The following is a 14,950-nucleotide window of genomic DNA, read 5'->3' as shown; positions in this document are numbered from 1 at the left end:
AATGGCTGTGCCAAATTCGCACAAGCACAAACCTGCCATGAACCCTAATCAACTAACCGACCAACTGGCTTTGTTCCTCGATGTGCTGGAAACCGGCAGTTTTTCCGCCGCCTCGCGCCGTCATCCGCTGACCCCTTCGGCCGTGGCACGGCGGATCGACAGCCTGGAAAGCGCGGTCGGCAGCCAGCTGTTCATCCGCACCACCCATGCGGTACGCGCCACCCCGGCGGGATTGGCCTTCGCCGAGCGCGCACGGCGGATCGTCGCCGAGTTGCGCCTGGCCCGGGCCGAGGCAGTGTCCCTGAGCAGCGCGCCGGAAGGCTTGATTCGTATCGATGCGCCGGCAGCCTTTGGTCGCCGGCATCTGGCACCGGTGATTGCCGATTTCCTGATGCTCTACCCCGGACTCGACGTGCAACTGCACTTGATCGACAGCTTCGTCGACATGCAGGGTCAAAACCTTGGCAAGGTCGATCTGGTGCTGCGTGCCGGACAATTGGCCGACACCCGGCTGGTGGCCACGCCACTGGCGAGCATGGTGCGCATCGCCTGCGCCAGCCCTGATTATTTGCAGCGCCGCGGCGTGCCGACCGATCCGTCGCAGCTGAGTGAACACGATGGACTCGACTGGGATGGCCTGGCCCCGCTCTTCGCCTGGCGCTTCGAGCGGGACGGGCAAATGCAGTTGCACCGGCCGGCACGGATCCGCATGAGCGCCAACAATGCCGAGGCACTGGTGTGCGGCGCATTGGCCGGACTGGGTATCGCACACCTGCCGACCTGGCTGGCCAGCGAGTACCTGTTGCGCGGTGAGTTGCTGCCGCTGTTCTGCGACAGCGGCCTGCCGAAACCGGAAAGTGCCGGTATCTATGCCTTGCGCCTGGAACAACAACCCAACTCCCGCAGTCGCTTGTTGCTGGAGTACCTGAAAACCCGCTTCAGCCCGGTTCCACCCTGGGATCTGCTGCTGCAAACCCATTTGCAACGGCACTGATCAAAATTATCTGGCGCATTAAAGATTCGCCCGCTAGATTCCTAAGATCACAGATCAAGGCTTCGACATGACCACCGAGCGCAACACCCCGGACAACTGCGACAACCTGCTGCTGGATAATCAGGCCTGCTTCGCCCTGCATTCCACTTCGCTGATGATGACCAAGGTCTACAAACCCTTGCTGCAAGCGCTGGGGCTGACCTACCCGCAATACCTGGCGATGATGGTGTTATGGGAACGGGACGGTTTGACCGTAGGCGAAATCAGCACGCGGTTGCTGACCGATCCTGGCTCGCTCACCCCGCTGCTCAAGCGCCTGGAGGCCGAAGGTGTGCTCAGCCGCACCCGCAGCCGCGAAGATGAGCGGGTGGTGATCGTCGAACTCACCGAACAGGGCCGGGCGTTGCGCGACAAGGCCCGCAACATCCCCCAGTGCATCCTCGGCGCCAGCGGGATGACGCTTGAGCGCCTGCAAAAGCTGCAAGCGGAACTGCAAGAACTGCGTCGTCACCTGCAAGACAGCCTGTAACTTCAAGGCCAGCACAGCCCCCCTGTGGGAGCGAGCCTGCTCGCGATTGCAATGTCACACTCAGCCTCTACGTTGACTGACACACCGCAATCGCGAGCAGGCTCGCTCCCACATTTGTTTTGCGCTGTACCAAAAAACCGGGCGCGCCACCTCCTCCTGAAAAAAATCCCCTCTGCAAAAATCCCCCATCGATAGCTCTAACTCAAGGCATCCAACCAAAACCGCCCTGCTGCCCTTTGGTATTTTTCAAATTTCTTTGAAAATTTATATTGCGCACTAAACATTAGCGCGATACATTCATCTCGCACTTACTTAGCGCGCAAACATTTAGCGCAAAAAAATCAAACCCTGAACGAGGCTTTCACCATGCAAACTCTCTACACCGCAATCGCAACTTCCACTGGTGGCCGTGACGGTCGTGCGGTTTCCAGCGACAACATCCTCGACGTCAAACTCGCCACGCCGAAAGAACTCGGCGGTGCTGGCGGCGCAGCCACCAACCCTGAGCAACTGTTTGCCGCCGGTTATTCCGCCTGCTTCATCGGCGCCCTGAAATTCGTGGCCAGCCAGACCAAGCGCAGCATCCCCAACGACGCTTCGATCACCGCCCACGTCGGCATCGGCCAGATCCCTGGCGGCTTCGGTCTGGACATCGATCTGCACATCAGCCTGCCGGGTCTTGAACAAGCCGATGCACAAGCACTGGTCGACGCAGCCCACCAGGTCTGCCCGTACTCCAACGCCACCCGTGGCAACGTCGATGTGCGCCTGCACGTGACTGTCTAACCGCTGACTACCAGGCCTGAACAGGAAACGAACATGAACACTTTCAGCAAAGTCTTGACCGGTACCCTTCTCGCTCTGTCGATCAACGGCGCATTTGCAGGTGATGGCGTTGAACACAACACCCAGGCGTTCCTCGATGTGCTGAATGCCGGCACYGGCAAACCGATGGAGCAAATGACACCTGCCGATGCCCGCGCCGTGCTGGTCGGTGCACAGGCCGGGGTGAAGCTGACGCTGCCAAAAGCCGATGTCAGCCAGAAGACCATCCAGGTTGAAGGCCAACCGCTGAACCTGACCATCGTCCGGCCGGCCGGGGTCAAGGGTGAGCTGCCCGTGTTCATGTTCTTCCACGGTGGGGGTTGGGTGCTGGGAGATTTCCCGACCCACGAACGACTGGTCCGTGACCTGGTGGTGGGTTCGGGTGCAGCGGCGGTGTTCGTCAACTACACGCCATCGCCGGAAGCGCATTACCCGGTGGCAATCAACCAGGCGTACGCCGCGACCCAATGGGTGGCGGAACACGGTAAGGAGATCAACGTCGACGGTAAACGCCTGGCTGTGGCCGGCAACAGTGTCGGCGGCAACATGGCAGCCGTGGTTGCACTGATGGCCAAAGACAAAGGCACGCCGGCGATCAGGTTCCAGGTATTGCTGTGGCCGGTGACCGATGCAAGCTTCGAGACGGCATCCTACAACCAGTTCGCCGAAGGGCACTTCCTCACCAGGAACATGATGAAGTGGTTCTGGGACAACTACACCACCGACGCCAATCAGCGGAACGAGATCTACGCCTCACCACTGCGTGCGACCACCGCCCAGTTGAAAGGTTTGCCTCCCGCGCTGGTGCAGACCGCCGGTGCCGATGTGCTGCGCGATGAAGGTGAAGCCTACGCCCGCAAACTCGATGAAGCCGGTGTGCCGGTGACCTCGGTTCGCTACAACGGCCTGATCCACGACTACGGTCTGCTCAACGTGGTGAGCCAGGTGCCAGCGGTGCGTTCGGCGATGCTGCAGGCGTCTGAAGAGCTGAAGGAACACCTGAAGAAGTAACACCGCTCCTACAGAGGATGGAATATTGCAGGCACAAAAAAGCCCGACTCAATGGTCGGGCTTTTTTCATTCCTCAAGCAGTGCTTATTTGGCACGGCCTTTGTAGGAACCGCCTTCGCGGGTATCAATCTCGATCATATCGTCGATATTGATGAAGTCAGCAACCGACAGCTCGGTACCGTTCTTCAGTTTGGCAGGCTTCATCACCTTGCCGGAAGTGTCGCCGCGAGCGGAACCTTCGGTGTAGGCAACCTGACGCACGATGGTGGTTGGCAGTTCTACGGAAACCAGACGGCCTTCGAAGAACACGGCTTCGCAAACGTCGGTCATGCCTTCTTCAACGAACGGCAGAACGGCTTCGATGTCTTCGGCGTTCAGCTCGTACATGGTGTAGTCAGTGGTGTCCATGAACGTGTAGGAGTCGCCGCTGATGAAGGACAGGGTCGCTTCCTTGCGGTCGAGGATCACGTCGTCCAGCTTGTCGTCCGCACCGTATACGGTTTCGGTCTTGTAGCCGGTCAGCAGGTTTTTCAGCTTGGTCTTCATGATCGCGCTGTTACGACCGGACTTGGTGAATTCAGCTTTCTGAACCAGCCAAGGATCGTTGTCGATACGGATCACGGTACCGGGTTTGAGTTCTTTACCAGTTTTCATTGCGAATATCCGAATTTGGATGGGATTTACAAAAATCTAGGCCGCGTATCATATCCAATTTCCATAAAACTGTACCAGCGCCGTGGCAAGATCGGCCTGCAAGGCCTGTTCCAGACACCACGCCTCGGCGTGTTTTTCCAGCTCTGGCCAGTGTTTACGGGTGAATTGCCAGTGGTCGGCCATTTTTTCACCGGCGTTCCACGCCCGCCAGAGACCGCTGATCGCCTCCCGCGCAGGTTCCGAAAGCCCCTTTACATAGAGTTCGAGGAAGGCTTCGAGCTTGTCCAGGTGGATGTCCTCTTCCTGCTGGTAGATGTGCCAGAGAAAAGGCCGGCCAGCCCATTGAGCGCGCACGAAGGAATCCTCGCCGCGCACGGCATTGAAATCGCAGCACCACAGCAAGCCGTCGTACTGGTCCTGGCGGACGAATGGCAGCACTTGCACGGTCAAGGCGTCACACACATGCACGGCACCCGCTGCCAAATCTTCCACACCGAGCCAACGTTGAACATCACCGAGAATCCGCCCTTCCGGCACCAGCAGATGAGTGGCCGTCGAATCGCCAGCCATTGCATCGAGCCAACTGGCCAAACCGGTGTTTTCGTAGGCAAACAATGAGATCAACTGTGCGCCGGGCGCACGATCAATCCCCAAACCTTGCAGGAATTCTTCTTGAGCCTCCGGGTTTTGCTGAAATTGCCGACGACGCTCAAGCAACCCTCGCTCACGTAACAACCCCCCCGTGCCCTTCTGGAATCCAGGGAAGAAAAAGAACTTCTGTACGCTTTTGTACTTCACCGAGGGCAAGCCGTGGCAACCGATCACCCAGGCTTCGGCACTGAGGTAGTCGAGGTTCATCCACAGCGGTGTCTTTTCCCGCTCGACCATGGCGTCCATGTAAGCGCTCGGCAATTGGCAGGCAAATGCAGCAATCACCACATCGGCGGCTTCGGTCGGCTGCCACTCGGCTGGCCATTGGCGCACTTCGACGTCTTGCTGCCACTGCTGAGGAGCGTGGATGTCGACTTCCGGGCACAGGCGCTCGAACGCTCGCAGGTCATCGACCCATAGACGCACCGCCAGTCCATGTTCGGCCACCAGTTGCCGGGCCAGTCGCCAGGTCACGCCGATGTCGCCGAAGTTGTCGACCACGGTGCAAAAAATATCCCAGCGGGTTTTCATTTCAGGCATTCCAGGTTCCCGTTGGCAAAGGCGCCGATTGTCCGCATAAATTACCCCGCGCAGAAGAGCCGACGGCGATTATTCTTCATGCGACAATCGCCACTCGCCAGTGACCTTTCGCCAGGAGGCAACCATGCCCCACCGTCCCACTCCGCGCCGATCCTTCCCCATTAGCCTCAATGCCCTGCAACTGACTGGCAGCATCGCCCTCGGCATGTGGCTGGGATTCATTGCCATTGTGCTGACCTGCTGGCTCGCTTCCCACTTTTTGTTGAGCAAACAACTGGCACCTGTTGCAGCCGCCGTGGAGCAACTGGCCAAACCGTCCGTGGCAGCGCAACCGGTACCGGACATTGCGCCGCAGAATCCACTGTTCGAGCAGTACGAAGAAACCCTGCGCAAGAACGAGCAGGCACAACGGCTCGATCAGGCTCGCAGCAGCAGTCGCAACCTGTCCAATCCGACCTGTCAGTTCTGGTTGCAACAGGACCGGACGATACCGAGCGAAAAAAGCCGCGCCAACGTCCTGCAATTCTGCGATTGATCATGAATAAGCATACCGTCCACCAACTGATTCTCGACAAGCTGCGGATCGATCTCGACATCGCCGAACGGGCCGCGCAAACCGCTTATGAAACGGCGACCCACGAAGAAAACATCGCCGAGAACAAGTACGACACCCTGGGGCTGGAGGCGTCCTATCTCGCGGCCGGACAAGCTAAAAGGGTCGAGGAGATTCGCCAGTCACTGACCCTTTGCCAGAACCTGGCCCTGCGCCCGTATGACGATCAGCGGGGCATCGAAGTGGGCGCGTTGCTCGGGATCGAGGACGAAAAGGGGCGCGAACAATGGCTGTTTCTCGCCCCTGATGCAGCCGGGTTGAAAGTCGATCTGGTGGGGCAACTGATTACCGTCATCACCCCGCGCTCACCGCTGGGCAAAAGCCTGCTGGGCAAGTTCGAGGGCGATGAGGTGGAGATTATGGTGGCGGGCGCTCGGCAACAGTTCGCTGTCACCGAGGTGGTTTGACCGGCAGGAAACGCTATCAGTGAACGGGCAGTTCGACGCCGTCGAACAGCTCTTCCAGTTCCTGCTTGTTGTGGCATTGAATGGCCTTGGCCATGACTTCGCGTGTCAGGTGTGGCGCGAACTTCTCGATGAAGTCGCACATGAACCCCCGCAGGAAGGTGCCACGACGGAAGCCGATCTTGGTCACGCTGGACTCGAACAACTCACTGGCATCGAGCACCACCAGGTCGCTGTCGAGTTTGCTGTCGACAGCCATTTTCGCCACGATGCCCACCCCCAGACCCAGGCGAACATAGGTTTTGATCACGTCGGCGTCGGCAGCGGTGAACACCACTTTCGGCGTCAGGCCGCGATGACTGAACGCTTCGTCGAGTTTCGAACGGCCGGTAAAACCGAACACGTAGGTCACGATCGGGTATTCGGCCAGCGCTTCGAGGGTCAGTTTCGACAGCTTGGTCAGCGGGTGACCCTGAGGCACGACCACGCAACGGTTCCAGCGGTAGCACGGCATCATCACCAGATCACCGAACAGTTCGAGCGCTTCGGTGGCAATGGCGAAATCCACGGTGCCGTCAGCGGCCATTTCGGCGATTTGCATCGGCGATCCCTGGTGCATGTGCAGGGCAACGTCCGGGTATTGCTTGATGAAATTGCTGATCACCGGCGGCAACGCATAACGCGCCTGAGTGTGAGTGGTGGCAATCGACAGGGTGCCTTTCTTCTCGTTGGAGAATTCCTGGGCGATCTGCTTGATGCTTTCAACCTTACGGAGAATTTCGCCAGCGGTGGTGATGATGYGCTCGCCGGCCGGGGTAACGCGGGTCAGGTGCTTGCCGCTGCGGGCAAAAACCTCGACGCCCAGTTCGTCTTCCAGCAGGCGGATCTGTTTGCTGATGCCCGGTTGAGAGGTGTAAAGGCTTTGGGCTGTAGCGGAAACGTTGAGGTCGTGGTGCGCCACTTCCCAGATGTAGCGCAATTGTTGAAGCTTCATATGAATCCCTCAAAGCAGGTAGACGCCACGGGCATCAGCGACGGTATATAACTATATTAATGGCTTGAAGAATAAATCTAGAACTTTTTTATCAAATTGCCATTATTCGTGTTCTAGCGATCCCCTTGTCGACGACGTTGCACCAGCGGCACCAGATAGACCGGCACCTTGGACAGTTGCAACACACGGGTGGCGGTTCGCCCCAGGGGCGTTTCCGCACCAACACCATGGCTGTGACTACCTACGATCAATAAATCCACGGAGAGTTTCTGCGCCTGGTCCAGAATCACCTGCGACGGATCGCCCTGCAGCACCCGCACCGCCTGAATCCGCTCCAGATCGTGCTCCCCTTCATCCCCCAACTCTTCACGAAAACTGTCGAGCACCCGCTGCTCGATACTGGCAATTACTGTATTCAGGCCCTGGCTGTGAAACTCGTTCAGCGCCTGTTCATCGAGATAGCTTTGCAGCACCGATTCGGCAAACAACCCCATGGGTTCAACCGCATGCACGACATACAAATTGGCATTGAAGGTCCGGGCCAGTTCCAGTGCATGCTGCATCACCACGGGCGCATACAGCCCGAGGTCGGTGGCATACAGCATCGAACGAATCATATGACCTCCTCGACTGCCAACATGGCGGAGATTTGATTCAGCTTAGCAGTGCCTTGGCGACTACGACGTCCGGCGCAACGCATTGAACGGCGGGCTTAAACCTTTTGCTCGTTGCTTATGCCATGGGGCACGTGACCGGTGGCGACGACTTCACGGGCCAACTCGCAGTGGCCGGCCTGATCGTCGAAAAACACGTCGGCCGCGAAGGCTTCGAGAAAGGCTGACTTGGTCAGGCCGCCGAGAAACAACGACTCGTCGAGACGGATGTCCCATTCGCGCAACGTGCGAATCACTCGCTCATGGGCCGGTGCCGATCGCGCCGTGACCAGCGCGGTACGGATCGGACAGGCGTCCTCCGGGAACTCACGCTGCAACAGATTGAGAGCCGCGAGAAAACCCTTGAACGGCCCTCCGCGCATGGGCTCGCGGGCGGCTTCACGCTCGCTGGCCTGGAACGCTTCCAGACCACCAGCCTGATAAATGCGCTCCGACTCATCGGAAAACAGCACCGCGTCTCCGTCGAAGGCGATGCGCAATTCATCGCTGGCCGCACGGCTGGCACCGCCCGACAGAATGGTCGCTGCCGCGAACCCGGCGTCCAGCGCATTGCGTACGTCTTCGGCATGGGTGGAGAGAAACAGGTCGCAGTCAAAGGCCTTGAGGTAGGGATACGGACTGCGCCCGCCGACAAAGGCCGCCCGGGAAATCGCCAGCCCGTAGTGGTCAATCGAGTTGAACACCCGCAGCCCGGTGTCGGCGCTGTTGCGCGACACCAGAATCACCTCGACCCGGGCGCGGCCGAGGCTGTTGTTGAGGTTCAGGAGTTTCTGCACCAACGCAAAGGCATCGCCGGGCTCAAGGATTTCGTCTTCGTGTTCGATCTGATACTGCCGGTAGGCTTCGACGCCACTCGACAGGTAGACCTTGTGGCTTTCGCTCAGATCGAACAGCGCCCGCGAAGAGATCGCCAGCACCAGCTTGTCGTCAATTGCCTTTGGCATGCCCTTCCCCCTCAGGTCGATCGACTCAGGTGTTGCGTCGATCAATGAAACTCAAACTGCGATACAAGGCCTCGATGCGCGGCATCTCACACCCGGCTGCCTTCGCCGCCGCCAAAGGCCGGGCGTAGATCGCGGCCAGTTCCAGCGGTCGCTTGTGCAGGAAATCGTGGTACATGCTCGGCCAGTAGTCGGGCATTTTTTCGGTCACCATGAACAAGTGCTCGGCATAACCCGCCGGTACGTCGTGCCCGCAGGCGATTGCGCCTTGCACCACTTCTGCCATCAGCGCCTTGATCAGCTCACGACTGTCGGCATCGGCCATCAATGGTGTGGTGCTCGCTCCCAGCAAAACCGAGAGACCGTTGTAGGGGATATTCCAGACCAGTTTTTGCCAGCGTGCCTGGTGCAAATTCGCCATGGCCTGGGAATCGAGGCCGGCGCTGCGAAACAGGCCGACACCCTCCTCGACAATGGCGGCGCGCGTCGGCCCATCGACAGCGGGACCGCTGTGATAGCCAACGTGCACCGCGCCTAGCGCTTGATGGGTGATGACGCCCGGCGCCTCACGATGGACGCAGATATAGCAGAGCCCGCCGAGCACGTGCAGCGAGTCGGGGAGCAACTCGCGCAGGCTGTCTTCGACATCCAGGCCATTTTGCAACAGCAGTACCTTGGCATTCGGTGCCGCTGCCTGCAGGATGGCTGGTGCCAGGCCTGCGTTGCTGGTGGTTTTCGCGCCCACCAGCAGCCAGTCGCAGGGCGGCATGTCTTCAGCGCTCGAATAGGCCTGTACCGGATTCAACGTCAGGGCACCGTGGGGCGCGCTATCGACTCGCAATCCATGCTCGGCCACCGCGGAGAATTCGCTGCGCAGCAAAAAATGCACATCAAAACCGGCACGCGCCAGCATCACCCCGTAGAAACCGCCGATTGCGCCGGTCCCGATAATGCCGATCGTCGGCCTGGCAACTGTCCCCATCATGGCAACTCCTCTGCTGTTCGACTCAGCGCCTGCCGCACGGCCCGATTGAGCTCGGTGTCGGTCAGGCGGGATTTCAGTGCTCCGAAGAATTCGCCGTCGCGAACGACAAACAGCGCCGGCAAGTGAAAGACCTGATAACGCTCGACCACCCCTCCGTTATTGCCGGCATCGATCCAGCACAGTCGATCGACTGCCAGGTCAAGTGTCGGCAATTGCTCGCGGGCAAAACGGCAACTGGCGCAGCCGACACTGGTGAAAATAACCAGCGATACGCCGCTCATCGCCAGCAGCCGTTGGTCGGCGTCAAAATCGGTCAGTTCCAATTCGACCACTATACTAGGTAGAACAATGTCAGATGGCCGACACATGGAGTCTGTGTTCATGGGACGATTTATTCCTCACCCTGACGATGTGCCCGTCGAATTAACGTTGCTGAATCCTGAGTGTATTTCGCGACAACAGCTGCACACTATCAGTCTCGGGGGCATGGCTTGCAATTATCACCGCGCGTGGCGCCACGGCACGGCGCTGGAAGTGCGCATGCCGACCGTGAACCCGGACATGCGCTACCTGGGCTATGTCGCGTGGTGCCTGCGGCGCAAACGCGGTTATCTGGTGGGCATCGCCTTCGTCGACGAACAAATGCTGTTCAGCGCCCGGATGGGCGAGCAGGTGTGCCAGATCGAACGCTACTGCCGCCTGCATGACACCCACGACGATTTGCAGGATATCCAGGCCCTGGCCCTCGAATGGGTTCAGGAGCATGCCGACGAGTTCTCTCACGATTCGGTGCAAAAGGCTTTTGCCGAGCCTGTGCCGGATTAGGGGCATTGCCGAAGGGTTTGCCCGTCACGTTGGGGAAACTCACTGTGAATGGCCCCTAAACCGCTGTCTGCCCATTGTCGAGCCACGGTGTAACGCGCTAAGGTTCGGCTCCCCGACGCGCTTAATTTGCTGTGCTCCGCCGCGCGGGTTCGCTGGCGGCCGGCACCCGTGACCTGACGAGTAAACGATGGCTGATTTACCGATCAACGACCTAAACGTCGCCTCCAACGAGACTCTGATCACTCCCGATCAGCTCAAGCGCGATATTCCCCTGAGCGACGCCGCACTGCGCACCGTCACCAAGGGCCGCGAAGTCATTCGCAACATCCTGGATGGCACCGACCACCGCCTGTTCGTCGTCATCGGGCCTTGCTCGATCCACGACATCAAGGCTGCCCACGAATATGCCGAGCGCCTGAAGGTTCTCGCTGCCGAAGTGTCCGATACCCTATATCTGGTCATGCGCGTGTATTTCGAGAAGCCACGTACCACCGTGGGCTGGAAAGGCTTGATCAACGACCCGTACCTGGACGACTCGTTCAAGATCCAGGACGGCTTGCACATTGGTCGCCAGTTGCTGCTGGACCTGGCCGAAAAAGGCCTGCCGACTGCCACCGAAGCCCTCGACCCGATCTCCCCGCAATACTTGCAGGACCTGATCAGTTGGTCGGCCATCGGCGCGCGCACCACCGAATCCCAGACTCACCGTGAAATGGCGTCCGGCCTGTCCTCGGCCGTCGGCTTCAAGAACGGCACCGATGGCGGCCTGACCGTGGCAATCAACGCCCTGCAGTCGGTTTCCAGCCCGCACCGTTTCCTGGGCATCAACCAGGAAGGTGGCGTGTCGATCGTGACCACCAAGGGCAATGCCTACGGTCACGTGGTGCTGCGCGGCGGCAACGGCAAGCCGAACTACGATTCGGTCAGCGTTGCACTCTGCGAGCAGGCGCTGAACAAGGCGAAGATCAAGCCCAACATCATGGTCGATTGCAGCCACGCAAACTCCAACAAGGATCCGGCCCTGCAACCGCTGGTGATGGAAAACGTCGCCAACCAGATCCTCGAAGGCAACAAGTCGATCATTGGCCTGATGGTTGAAAGCCACCTGAACTGGGGCTGCCAGGCGATCCCGAAAGACCTCGCCGACCTGCAATACGGCGTGTCGATCACCGACGCCTGCATCGACTGGACCGCGACCGAAAACACCTTGCGCAGCATGCATGCCAAGCTCAAGGATGTACTGCCTAAACGCGATCGCAGCTGATCGCTTTTGCAGTTCACACAAAAACGCCGGGCTAAACCCGGCGTTTTTTTATGCATTCGTTTTATTGAAGGTCACTGACTCAGCTTGGCAGCATGCCGCTGGTGACGCTCCATGTAGCGCTCGACGTAGGAGCACGATGGAATGACTGTGTAGCCCATTTCGTCAGCGTACTCCAGCGCCTTCTCGGTCAAGGCTGCCGCAATACCGCGACCACGCAGTGCGTTGGGCACGAAGGTACGATAGATATCCAGGGTCTGCTTCCCCAGATCCATATAGGTCAGATAGGCACGATGACCGTCCACATTGGTCTCGAACTGATGACCAGCCTGGTCATGGTGGATGGACAACGCCTCGCTCATCACTACTCCTCGCGGGTCTGGAATTCCGACCCCTACCTTACCGATGTTTTTCCGGCGAAGGAACATCTACGCCACCCCGTGCCTGAATGGACACCGAGAAGAGCTGCACCGATCTCGCGCTACCGAGCACGTACAAATAGTAGGCACCATTGGCAGAAATGCTCAAGGTGCGCTCGTCATCGTGCGGGTTGGCGGGTGCTGCTCCGGATCACGCAGGATTGCGCTCGACCGAAGATCACTCCGGGTCGATAGCCTGTACATTGCCGGATGTTGAGACTTAAGACGAGCGCCCTTTGTTAAAGTCACCTGAACATCGAGAAAGATATTGAGAGGTGCTACGCAAAAGCCGAACAAAAGTGTAGACGAATCCATGTAGGCGGACTTTAGCCAGACTGAAAAACAGCGCTGTGCCACAGGAACTTTTTCTCGCTGGCTCGCTCAGCCACGGGCCTTGCAGCTGGATATTTTTTAAACAATTCAGTTAAAAGTTGCTCGAAAAAGAATCAACGCCTACAATTTTTTTTGCTTCTTGCGTCACGTCAGTTTTACTTACTACAAGTAATGGGTAGTATGTACGCCGGCTATTTCCTCAATCGGAGGAGATAGCTACTTAATAGAAAGTCCTTGAAGGGGAACACGATGAACAACGTTCTGAAATTCTCTGCTCTGGCTCTGGCCGCAGTTCTGGCTACCGGTTGCAGCAGCGCATCGAAAGAAACCGAAGCACGTCTGACCGCTACTGAAGACGCAGCTGCTCGCTCCCAGGCTCGTGCAGACGAAGCTTACCGTAAAGCTGATGAAGCTCTGGCTGCTGCTCAAAAAGCACAACAGACTGCTGACGAAGCTAACGAGCGTGCTCTGCGCATGCTGGACAAAGCTAGCCGCAAGTAATAATCCTTCGGGATTGTTATCAAGCCGACCCATTTTTTGGGTCGGCTTTTTTATTGCCCGGCGTTTCTCCAGGCAATAAAAAACCCGTCGACGCAGTCCGCGCCGACGGGCTCTTTGCCAGCGTTACTGCATCAGGTCGATCGGAGTACTCGACACCATCGGGACGACACCGTTGCCCGGCACAGCGATCTCCACCGGCAGGCCGTCTTCAGCGGCGACCACATCACGCACCACATCCCAGTTCATGCGCAGGTTGTTGGTGATGTCTTCACGCTTGAGCATCGCGTTGATGACCGCGGTGTGCTTGTCGACCACCGACGGGTTGCCCTTGTCGTCCAGCGGCGTATGCGCCTCCAGATAGACCTTGCCGCCACTCATGCCGAACTTGTACGGGTCGTTGATGATCCGCACCGACGTCCCGACCGGCACCATGCCCGCCATTTCCAGCACGTTGTTGTTGAACATGCGGAAGCAGCCGTGGCTGGTACGCATGCCGATACCGAACTTCTTGTTCGAACCGTGGATCAGGTAGCCCGGTGTACCCAGGGTGAACTTGAACGGCCCCAGCGGGTTGTCAGGGCCGGCCGGCACCACGTTGGGCAGCGGATCACCGTCAGCTGCGTGTTCGGCCTTGATCGAAGCCGGAGGCGTCCAGGTCGGGTTAGGTGTCTTGGCGGTGATGCTGGTGTGGGCAATCGGCGAGCCCCAGCCTTCACGACCGATACCCAGCGGGAACGTGTACACCACATTCTTGCCTTTCGGGTAGTAGTAGAGGCGGTACTCGGCCAGGTTGATCACGATGCCTTCACGCGGGCCTGGTGGCAGGATGAAGCGGGTCGGCAAAATGATTTCCGTGCCGACGCCCGGCAACCAGGCATCGACACCCGGGTTGGCCGCGACCATTTCCGTATAGCCCAGATCGTAGGTGGTACCAAGGTCGGCGAAGGTGTCTTCGTACTTGGCCTTGATCACCTGCACCTGGCCGATGATGTCCTCACCGGGCGGTGGCAGGGGAAACTCCAATGCTGCAACGGGACCGGCCACAAAAAGGGCGGCAAGAGTCAGGCAGCGGGTGACGGCAGGAAAACGCGGCAACATCCGGAAAATCCTTCGCATGATCAACTGAGATATAAGAACGCGATTGTACACCGCTGTCCGTTATTTCGGGGAGATGGCCCGATTGCAGGCAATGTAAGGCTATTTTGCGATGCTCCGAGATCAGAAACCGTTTGAGCCGAAATCGGCTTGACGCTAAACACAGTTGCTCGCTCCGGTCCTGCTTTGTGGGCCTCACGAGGGGGCGTGTACCGCAAAAGCAAAGCGAGGCGGCCTACCGGCCGGCCTGATCGCAATTGAGCTCGTTTCCCTGTAGGAGCGACGGTGCGGCGATCCGACTTGCTCGCGAAAAACGTCTGAACAACGCGATCAATCAGTCAGCACGCGTTATCGTTGACGTCCATCGCGAGCAAGCTCGCTCCCACAGAAGAGCAAAGGCAGAGCGGCGTACACCTTCGCTCTTCACCACTCATCAGGCCGAGCGTTAGCTCGCCTGCAGCTCTTGATCTTGATCCACCCGCCCCCTCGGCAGGCTGAGTGGAGGCGTTCATCCGGGGGGTAGGCGCGCAGCGCCGTTCGGCGCAGCCGAATACATCGAGAGGAGGTCGAGCGAAGCCGACCGGAGGCGATGCCCCCGGATGAATGCCGGAGCGAAGGAACCCCGAGCCTAAGCGAGGGGCCGTACGTCAGGGGCGAGCGTTTTTTTGCTTACTTTTTTTAGGCGCTTGTAAAAAAAGTGA

18 protein-coding genes are annotated in these 14,950 nt (G+C 58.7%); 9 read left to right on the top strand and 9 right to left on the bottom strand.

All coding sequences use genetic code 11. The features are described 5' to 3' along the window. Positions 1–37: 37 nt before the first annotated feature. The 4 genes from AB4Z35_RS22840 to AB4Z35_RS22825 all read left to right on the top strand — a co-directional run bounded on the left by AB4Z35_RS22840 (position 38) and on the right by AB4Z35_RS22825 (position 3,359). Entirely contained in the window at positions 38–994 is a 957-nt protein-coding gene (locus AB4Z35_RS22840; protein WP_442099564.1) for a LysR family transcriptional regulator, read from the top strand. Positions 995–1,061: 67 nt separating this feature from the next. Then, complete coding sequence (locus AB4Z35_RS22835; protein WP_442099562.1) at positions 1,062–1,523, top strand: MarR family winged helix-turn-helix transcriptional regulator; 462 nt, start codon at positions 1,062–1,064, stop codon at positions 1,521–1,523. 366 nt (positions 1,524–1,889) lie between these two features. Then, positions 1,890–2,309 (top strand): organic hydroperoxide resistance protein, encoded by a 420-nt coding sequence (locus AB4Z35_RS22830; RefSeq protein ID WP_046031808.1) that lies wholly within the window; start codon positions 1,890–1,892, stop codon positions 2,307–2,309. A 33-nt stretch (positions 2,310–2,342) separates the two neighbouring features. After that, positions 2,343–3,359: an alpha/beta hydrolase gene (locus AB4Z35_RS22825; protein WP_442099561.1), complete on the top strand. Its 1,017-nt coding sequence runs from the start codon at positions 2,343–2,345 to the stop codon at positions 3,357–3,359. Positions 3,360–3,443: 84 nt separating this feature from the next. Here AB4Z35_RS22825 and AB4Z35_RS22820 read toward each other — a convergent pair whose 3' ends face one another. Continuing rightward, entirely contained in the window at positions 3,444–4,013 is a 570-nt protein-coding gene (locus AB4Z35_RS22820; protein WP_007983530.1) for an elongation factor P, read from the bottom strand. Between the two features lie 48 nt (positions 4,014–4,061). Further along, positions 4,062–5,204, bottom strand: coding sequence for an elongation factor P maturation arginine rhamnosyltransferase EarP (earP, locus tag AB4Z35_RS22815; RefSeq protein ID WP_442099559.1), 1,143 nt, complete (start codon positions 5,202–5,204; stop codon positions 4,062–4,064). 124 nt (positions 5,205–5,328) lie between these two features. Here earP and AB4Z35_RS22810 point away from each other — a divergent pair, with 124 nt between their 5' ends. Both AB4Z35_RS22810 and AB4Z35_RS22805 read left to right on the top strand, forming a co-directional pair. Continuing rightward, the gene (locus tag AB4Z35_RS22810; protein WP_442099558.1) at positions 5,329–5,739 is read left to right on the top strand and encodes a hypothetical protein; all 411 of its coding nucleotides are present in this window, start codon (positions 5,329–5,331) and stop codon (positions 5,737–5,739) included. Between the two features lie 2 nt (positions 5,740–5,741). Then, on the top strand, positions 5,742–6,224 hold the full coding sequence (locus AB4Z35_RS22805; protein WP_108229886.1) for a GreA/GreB family elongation factor: 483 nt from the start codon (positions 5,742–5,744) through the stop codon (positions 6,222–6,224). A gap of 16 nt (positions 6,225–6,240) precedes the next feature. On the opposite strand, the gene cysB is transcribed toward AB4Z35_RS22805, so the two are convergent. From cysB to AB4Z35_RS22780, 5 genes are all read right to left on the bottom strand, one after another. Beyond that, the gene (gene cysB / locus AB4Z35_RS22800) at positions 6,241–7,215 is read right to left on the bottom strand and encodes an HTH-type transcriptional regulator CysB (protein WP_442099557.1); all 975 of its coding nucleotides are present in this window, start codon (positions 7,213–7,215) and stop codon (positions 6,241–6,243) included. 113 nt (positions 7,216–7,328) lie between these two features. After that, positions 7,329–7,832: a universal stress protein gene (locus AB4Z35_RS22795; protein WP_442099556.1), complete on the bottom strand. Its 504-nt coding sequence runs from the start codon at positions 7,830–7,832 to the stop codon at positions 7,329–7,331. Positions 7,833–7,927: 95 nt separating this feature from the next. After that, a complete protein-coding gene (locus AB4Z35_RS22790; RefSeq protein ID WP_108229885.1) occupies positions 7,928–8,833 on the bottom strand; it encodes a 5'-nucleotidase in 906 nt (301 codons plus the stop codon). 25 nt (positions 8,834–8,858) lie between these two features. Beyond that, positions 8,859–9,815, bottom strand: a complete 957-nt coding sequence (locus tag AB4Z35_RS22785) for a putative 2-dehydropantoate 2-reductase (RefSeq protein ID WP_442099555.1) — start codon at positions 9,813–9,815, stop codon at positions 8,859–8,861. Next, positions 9,812–10,198: a thioredoxin family protein gene (locus AB4Z35_RS22780; RefSeq protein WP_033052386.1), complete on the bottom strand. Its 387-nt coding sequence runs from the start codon at positions 10,196–10,198 to the stop codon at positions 9,812–9,814. The genes AB4Z35_RS22785 and AB4Z35_RS22780 overlap by 4 nt, the downstream gene beginning before the upstream one ends. On the opposite strand from AB4Z35_RS22780, the gene AB4Z35_RS22775 reads away from it, so the two are divergent. Together AB4Z35_RS22775 and AB4Z35_RS22770 are read left to right on the top strand one after the other, a co-directional pair. Further along, on the top strand, positions 10,197–10,640 hold the full coding sequence (locus AB4Z35_RS22775) for a PilZ domain-containing protein (RefSeq protein WP_442099554.1): 444 nt from the start codon (positions 10,197–10,199) through the stop codon (positions 10,638–10,640). The genes AB4Z35_RS22780 and AB4Z35_RS22775 overlap by 2 nt on opposite strands. Positions 10,641–10,827: 187 nt before the next feature. Then, positions 10,828–11,904 carry a 3-deoxy-7-phosphoheptulonate synthase gene (locus tag AB4Z35_RS22770; protein WP_007983549.1) on the top strand — a complete coding sequence of 359 codons (1,077 nt, stop codon included), beginning with the start codon at positions 10,828–10,830 and terminating at the stop codon, positions 11,902–11,904. Between the two features lie 71 nt (positions 11,905–11,975). Here AB4Z35_RS22770 and AB4Z35_RS22765 read toward each other — a convergent pair whose 3' ends face one another. Further along, a complete protein-coding gene (locus AB4Z35_RS22765) occupies positions 11,976–12,263 on the bottom strand; it encodes a GNAT family N-acetyltransferase (RefSeq protein ID WP_007973562.1) in 288 nt (95 codons plus the stop codon). A gap of 639 nt (positions 12,264–12,902) precedes the next feature. Between AB4Z35_RS22765 and oprI the strand changes: the two genes are divergently transcribed. Further along, the gene (oprI, locus tag AB4Z35_RS22760) at positions 12,903–13,154 is read left to right on the top strand and encodes an outer membrane lipoprotei OprI (RefSeq protein WP_003199355.1); all 252 of its coding nucleotides are present in this window, start codon (positions 12,903–12,905) and stop codon (positions 13,152–13,154) included. A gap of 123 nt (positions 13,155–13,277) precedes the next feature. Here oprI and AB4Z35_RS22755 read toward each other — a convergent pair whose 3' ends face one another. After that, positions 13,278–14,252, bottom strand: a complete 975-nt coding sequence (locus AB4Z35_RS22755; RefSeq protein WP_442099553.1) for a L,D-transpeptidase family protein — start codon at positions 14,250–14,252, stop codon at positions 13,278–13,280. Positions 14,253–14,950: the final 698 nt, after the last annotated feature.

The sequence above is a fragment of the Pseudomonas sp. KB_15 genome, from assembly GCF_052114525.1.
Taxonomy (GTDB): domain Bacteria; phylum Pseudomonadota; class Gammaproteobacteria; order Pseudomonadales; family Pseudomonadaceae; genus Aquipseudomonas.
The sequence above is the reverse complement of the archived record's forward strand: the minus strand, read 5'-3'. Positions and strand labels throughout refer to the sequence as shown.

What these genes read in the sequence shown, in the direction of transcription:
- AB4Z35_RS22780 (WP_033052386.1), bottom strand. Translation starts at nt 10,198, where the DNA reads ATGAACACAGACTCCATGTGTCGGCCATCTGACATTGTTCTACCTAGT.
- AB4Z35_RS22805 (WP_108229886.1), top strand. Translation starts at nt 5,742, where the DNA reads ATGAATAAGCATACCGTCCACCAACTGATTCTCGACAAGCTGCGGATC.
- AB4Z35_RS22775 (WP_442099554.1), top strand. Translation starts at nt 10,197, where the DNA reads ATGGGACGATTTATTCCTCACCCTGACGATGTGCCCGTCGAATTAACG.
- AB4Z35_RS22835 (WP_442099562.1), top strand. Translation starts at nt 1,062, where the DNA reads ATGACCACCGAGCGCAACACCCCGGACAACTGCGACAACCTGCTGCTG.
- AB4Z35_RS22795 (WP_442099556.1), bottom strand. Translation starts at nt 7,832, where the DNA reads ATGATTCGTTCGATGCTGTATGCCACCGACCTCGGGCTGTATGCGCCC.
- AB4Z35_RS22790 (WP_108229885.1), bottom strand. Translation starts at nt 8,833, where the DNA reads ATGCCAAAGGCAATTGACGACAAGCTGGTGCTGGCGATCTCTTCGCGG.
- AB4Z35_RS22820 (WP_007983530.1), bottom strand. Translation starts at nt 4,013, where the DNA reads ATGAAAACTGGTAAAGAACTCAAACCCGGTACCGTGATCCGTATCGAC.
- AB4Z35_RS22755 (WP_442099553.1), bottom strand. Translation starts at nt 14,252, where the DNA reads ATGTTGCCGCGTTTTCCTGCCGTCACCCGCTGCCTGACTCTTGCCGCC.
- AB4Z35_RS22810 (WP_442099558.1), top strand. Translation starts at nt 5,329, where the DNA reads ATGCCCCACCGTCCCACTCCGCGCCGATCCTTCCCCATTAGCCTCAAT.
- AB4Z35_RS22830 (WP_046031808.1), top strand. Translation starts at nt 1,890, where the DNA reads ATGCAAACTCTCTACACCGCAATCGCAACTTCCACTGGTGGCCGTGAC.
- AB4Z35_RS22785 (WP_442099555.1), bottom strand. Translation starts at nt 9,815, where the DNA reads ATGATGGGGACAGTTGCCAGGCCGACGATCGGCATTATCGGGACCGGC.
- AB4Z35_RS22840 (WP_442099564.1), top strand. Translation starts at nt 38, where the DNA reads ATGAACCCTAATCAACTAACCGACCAACTGGCTTTGTTCCTCGATGTG.
- earP (WP_442099559.1), bottom strand. Translation starts at nt 5,204, where the DNA reads ATGCCTGAAATGAAAACCCGCTGGGATATTTTTTGCACCGTGGTCGAC.
- oprI (WP_003199355.1), top strand. Translation starts at nt 12,903, where the DNA reads ATGAACAACGTTCTGAAATTCTCTGCTCTGGCTCTGGCCGCAGTTCTG.
- AB4Z35_RS22770 (WP_007983549.1), top strand. Translation starts at nt 10,828, where the DNA reads ATGGCTGATTTACCGATCAACGACCTAAACGTCGCCTCCAACGAGACT.
- AB4Z35_RS22765 (WP_007973562.1), bottom strand. Translation starts at nt 12,263, where the DNA reads ATGAGCGAGGCGTTGTCCATCCACCATGACCAGGCTGGTCATCAGTTC.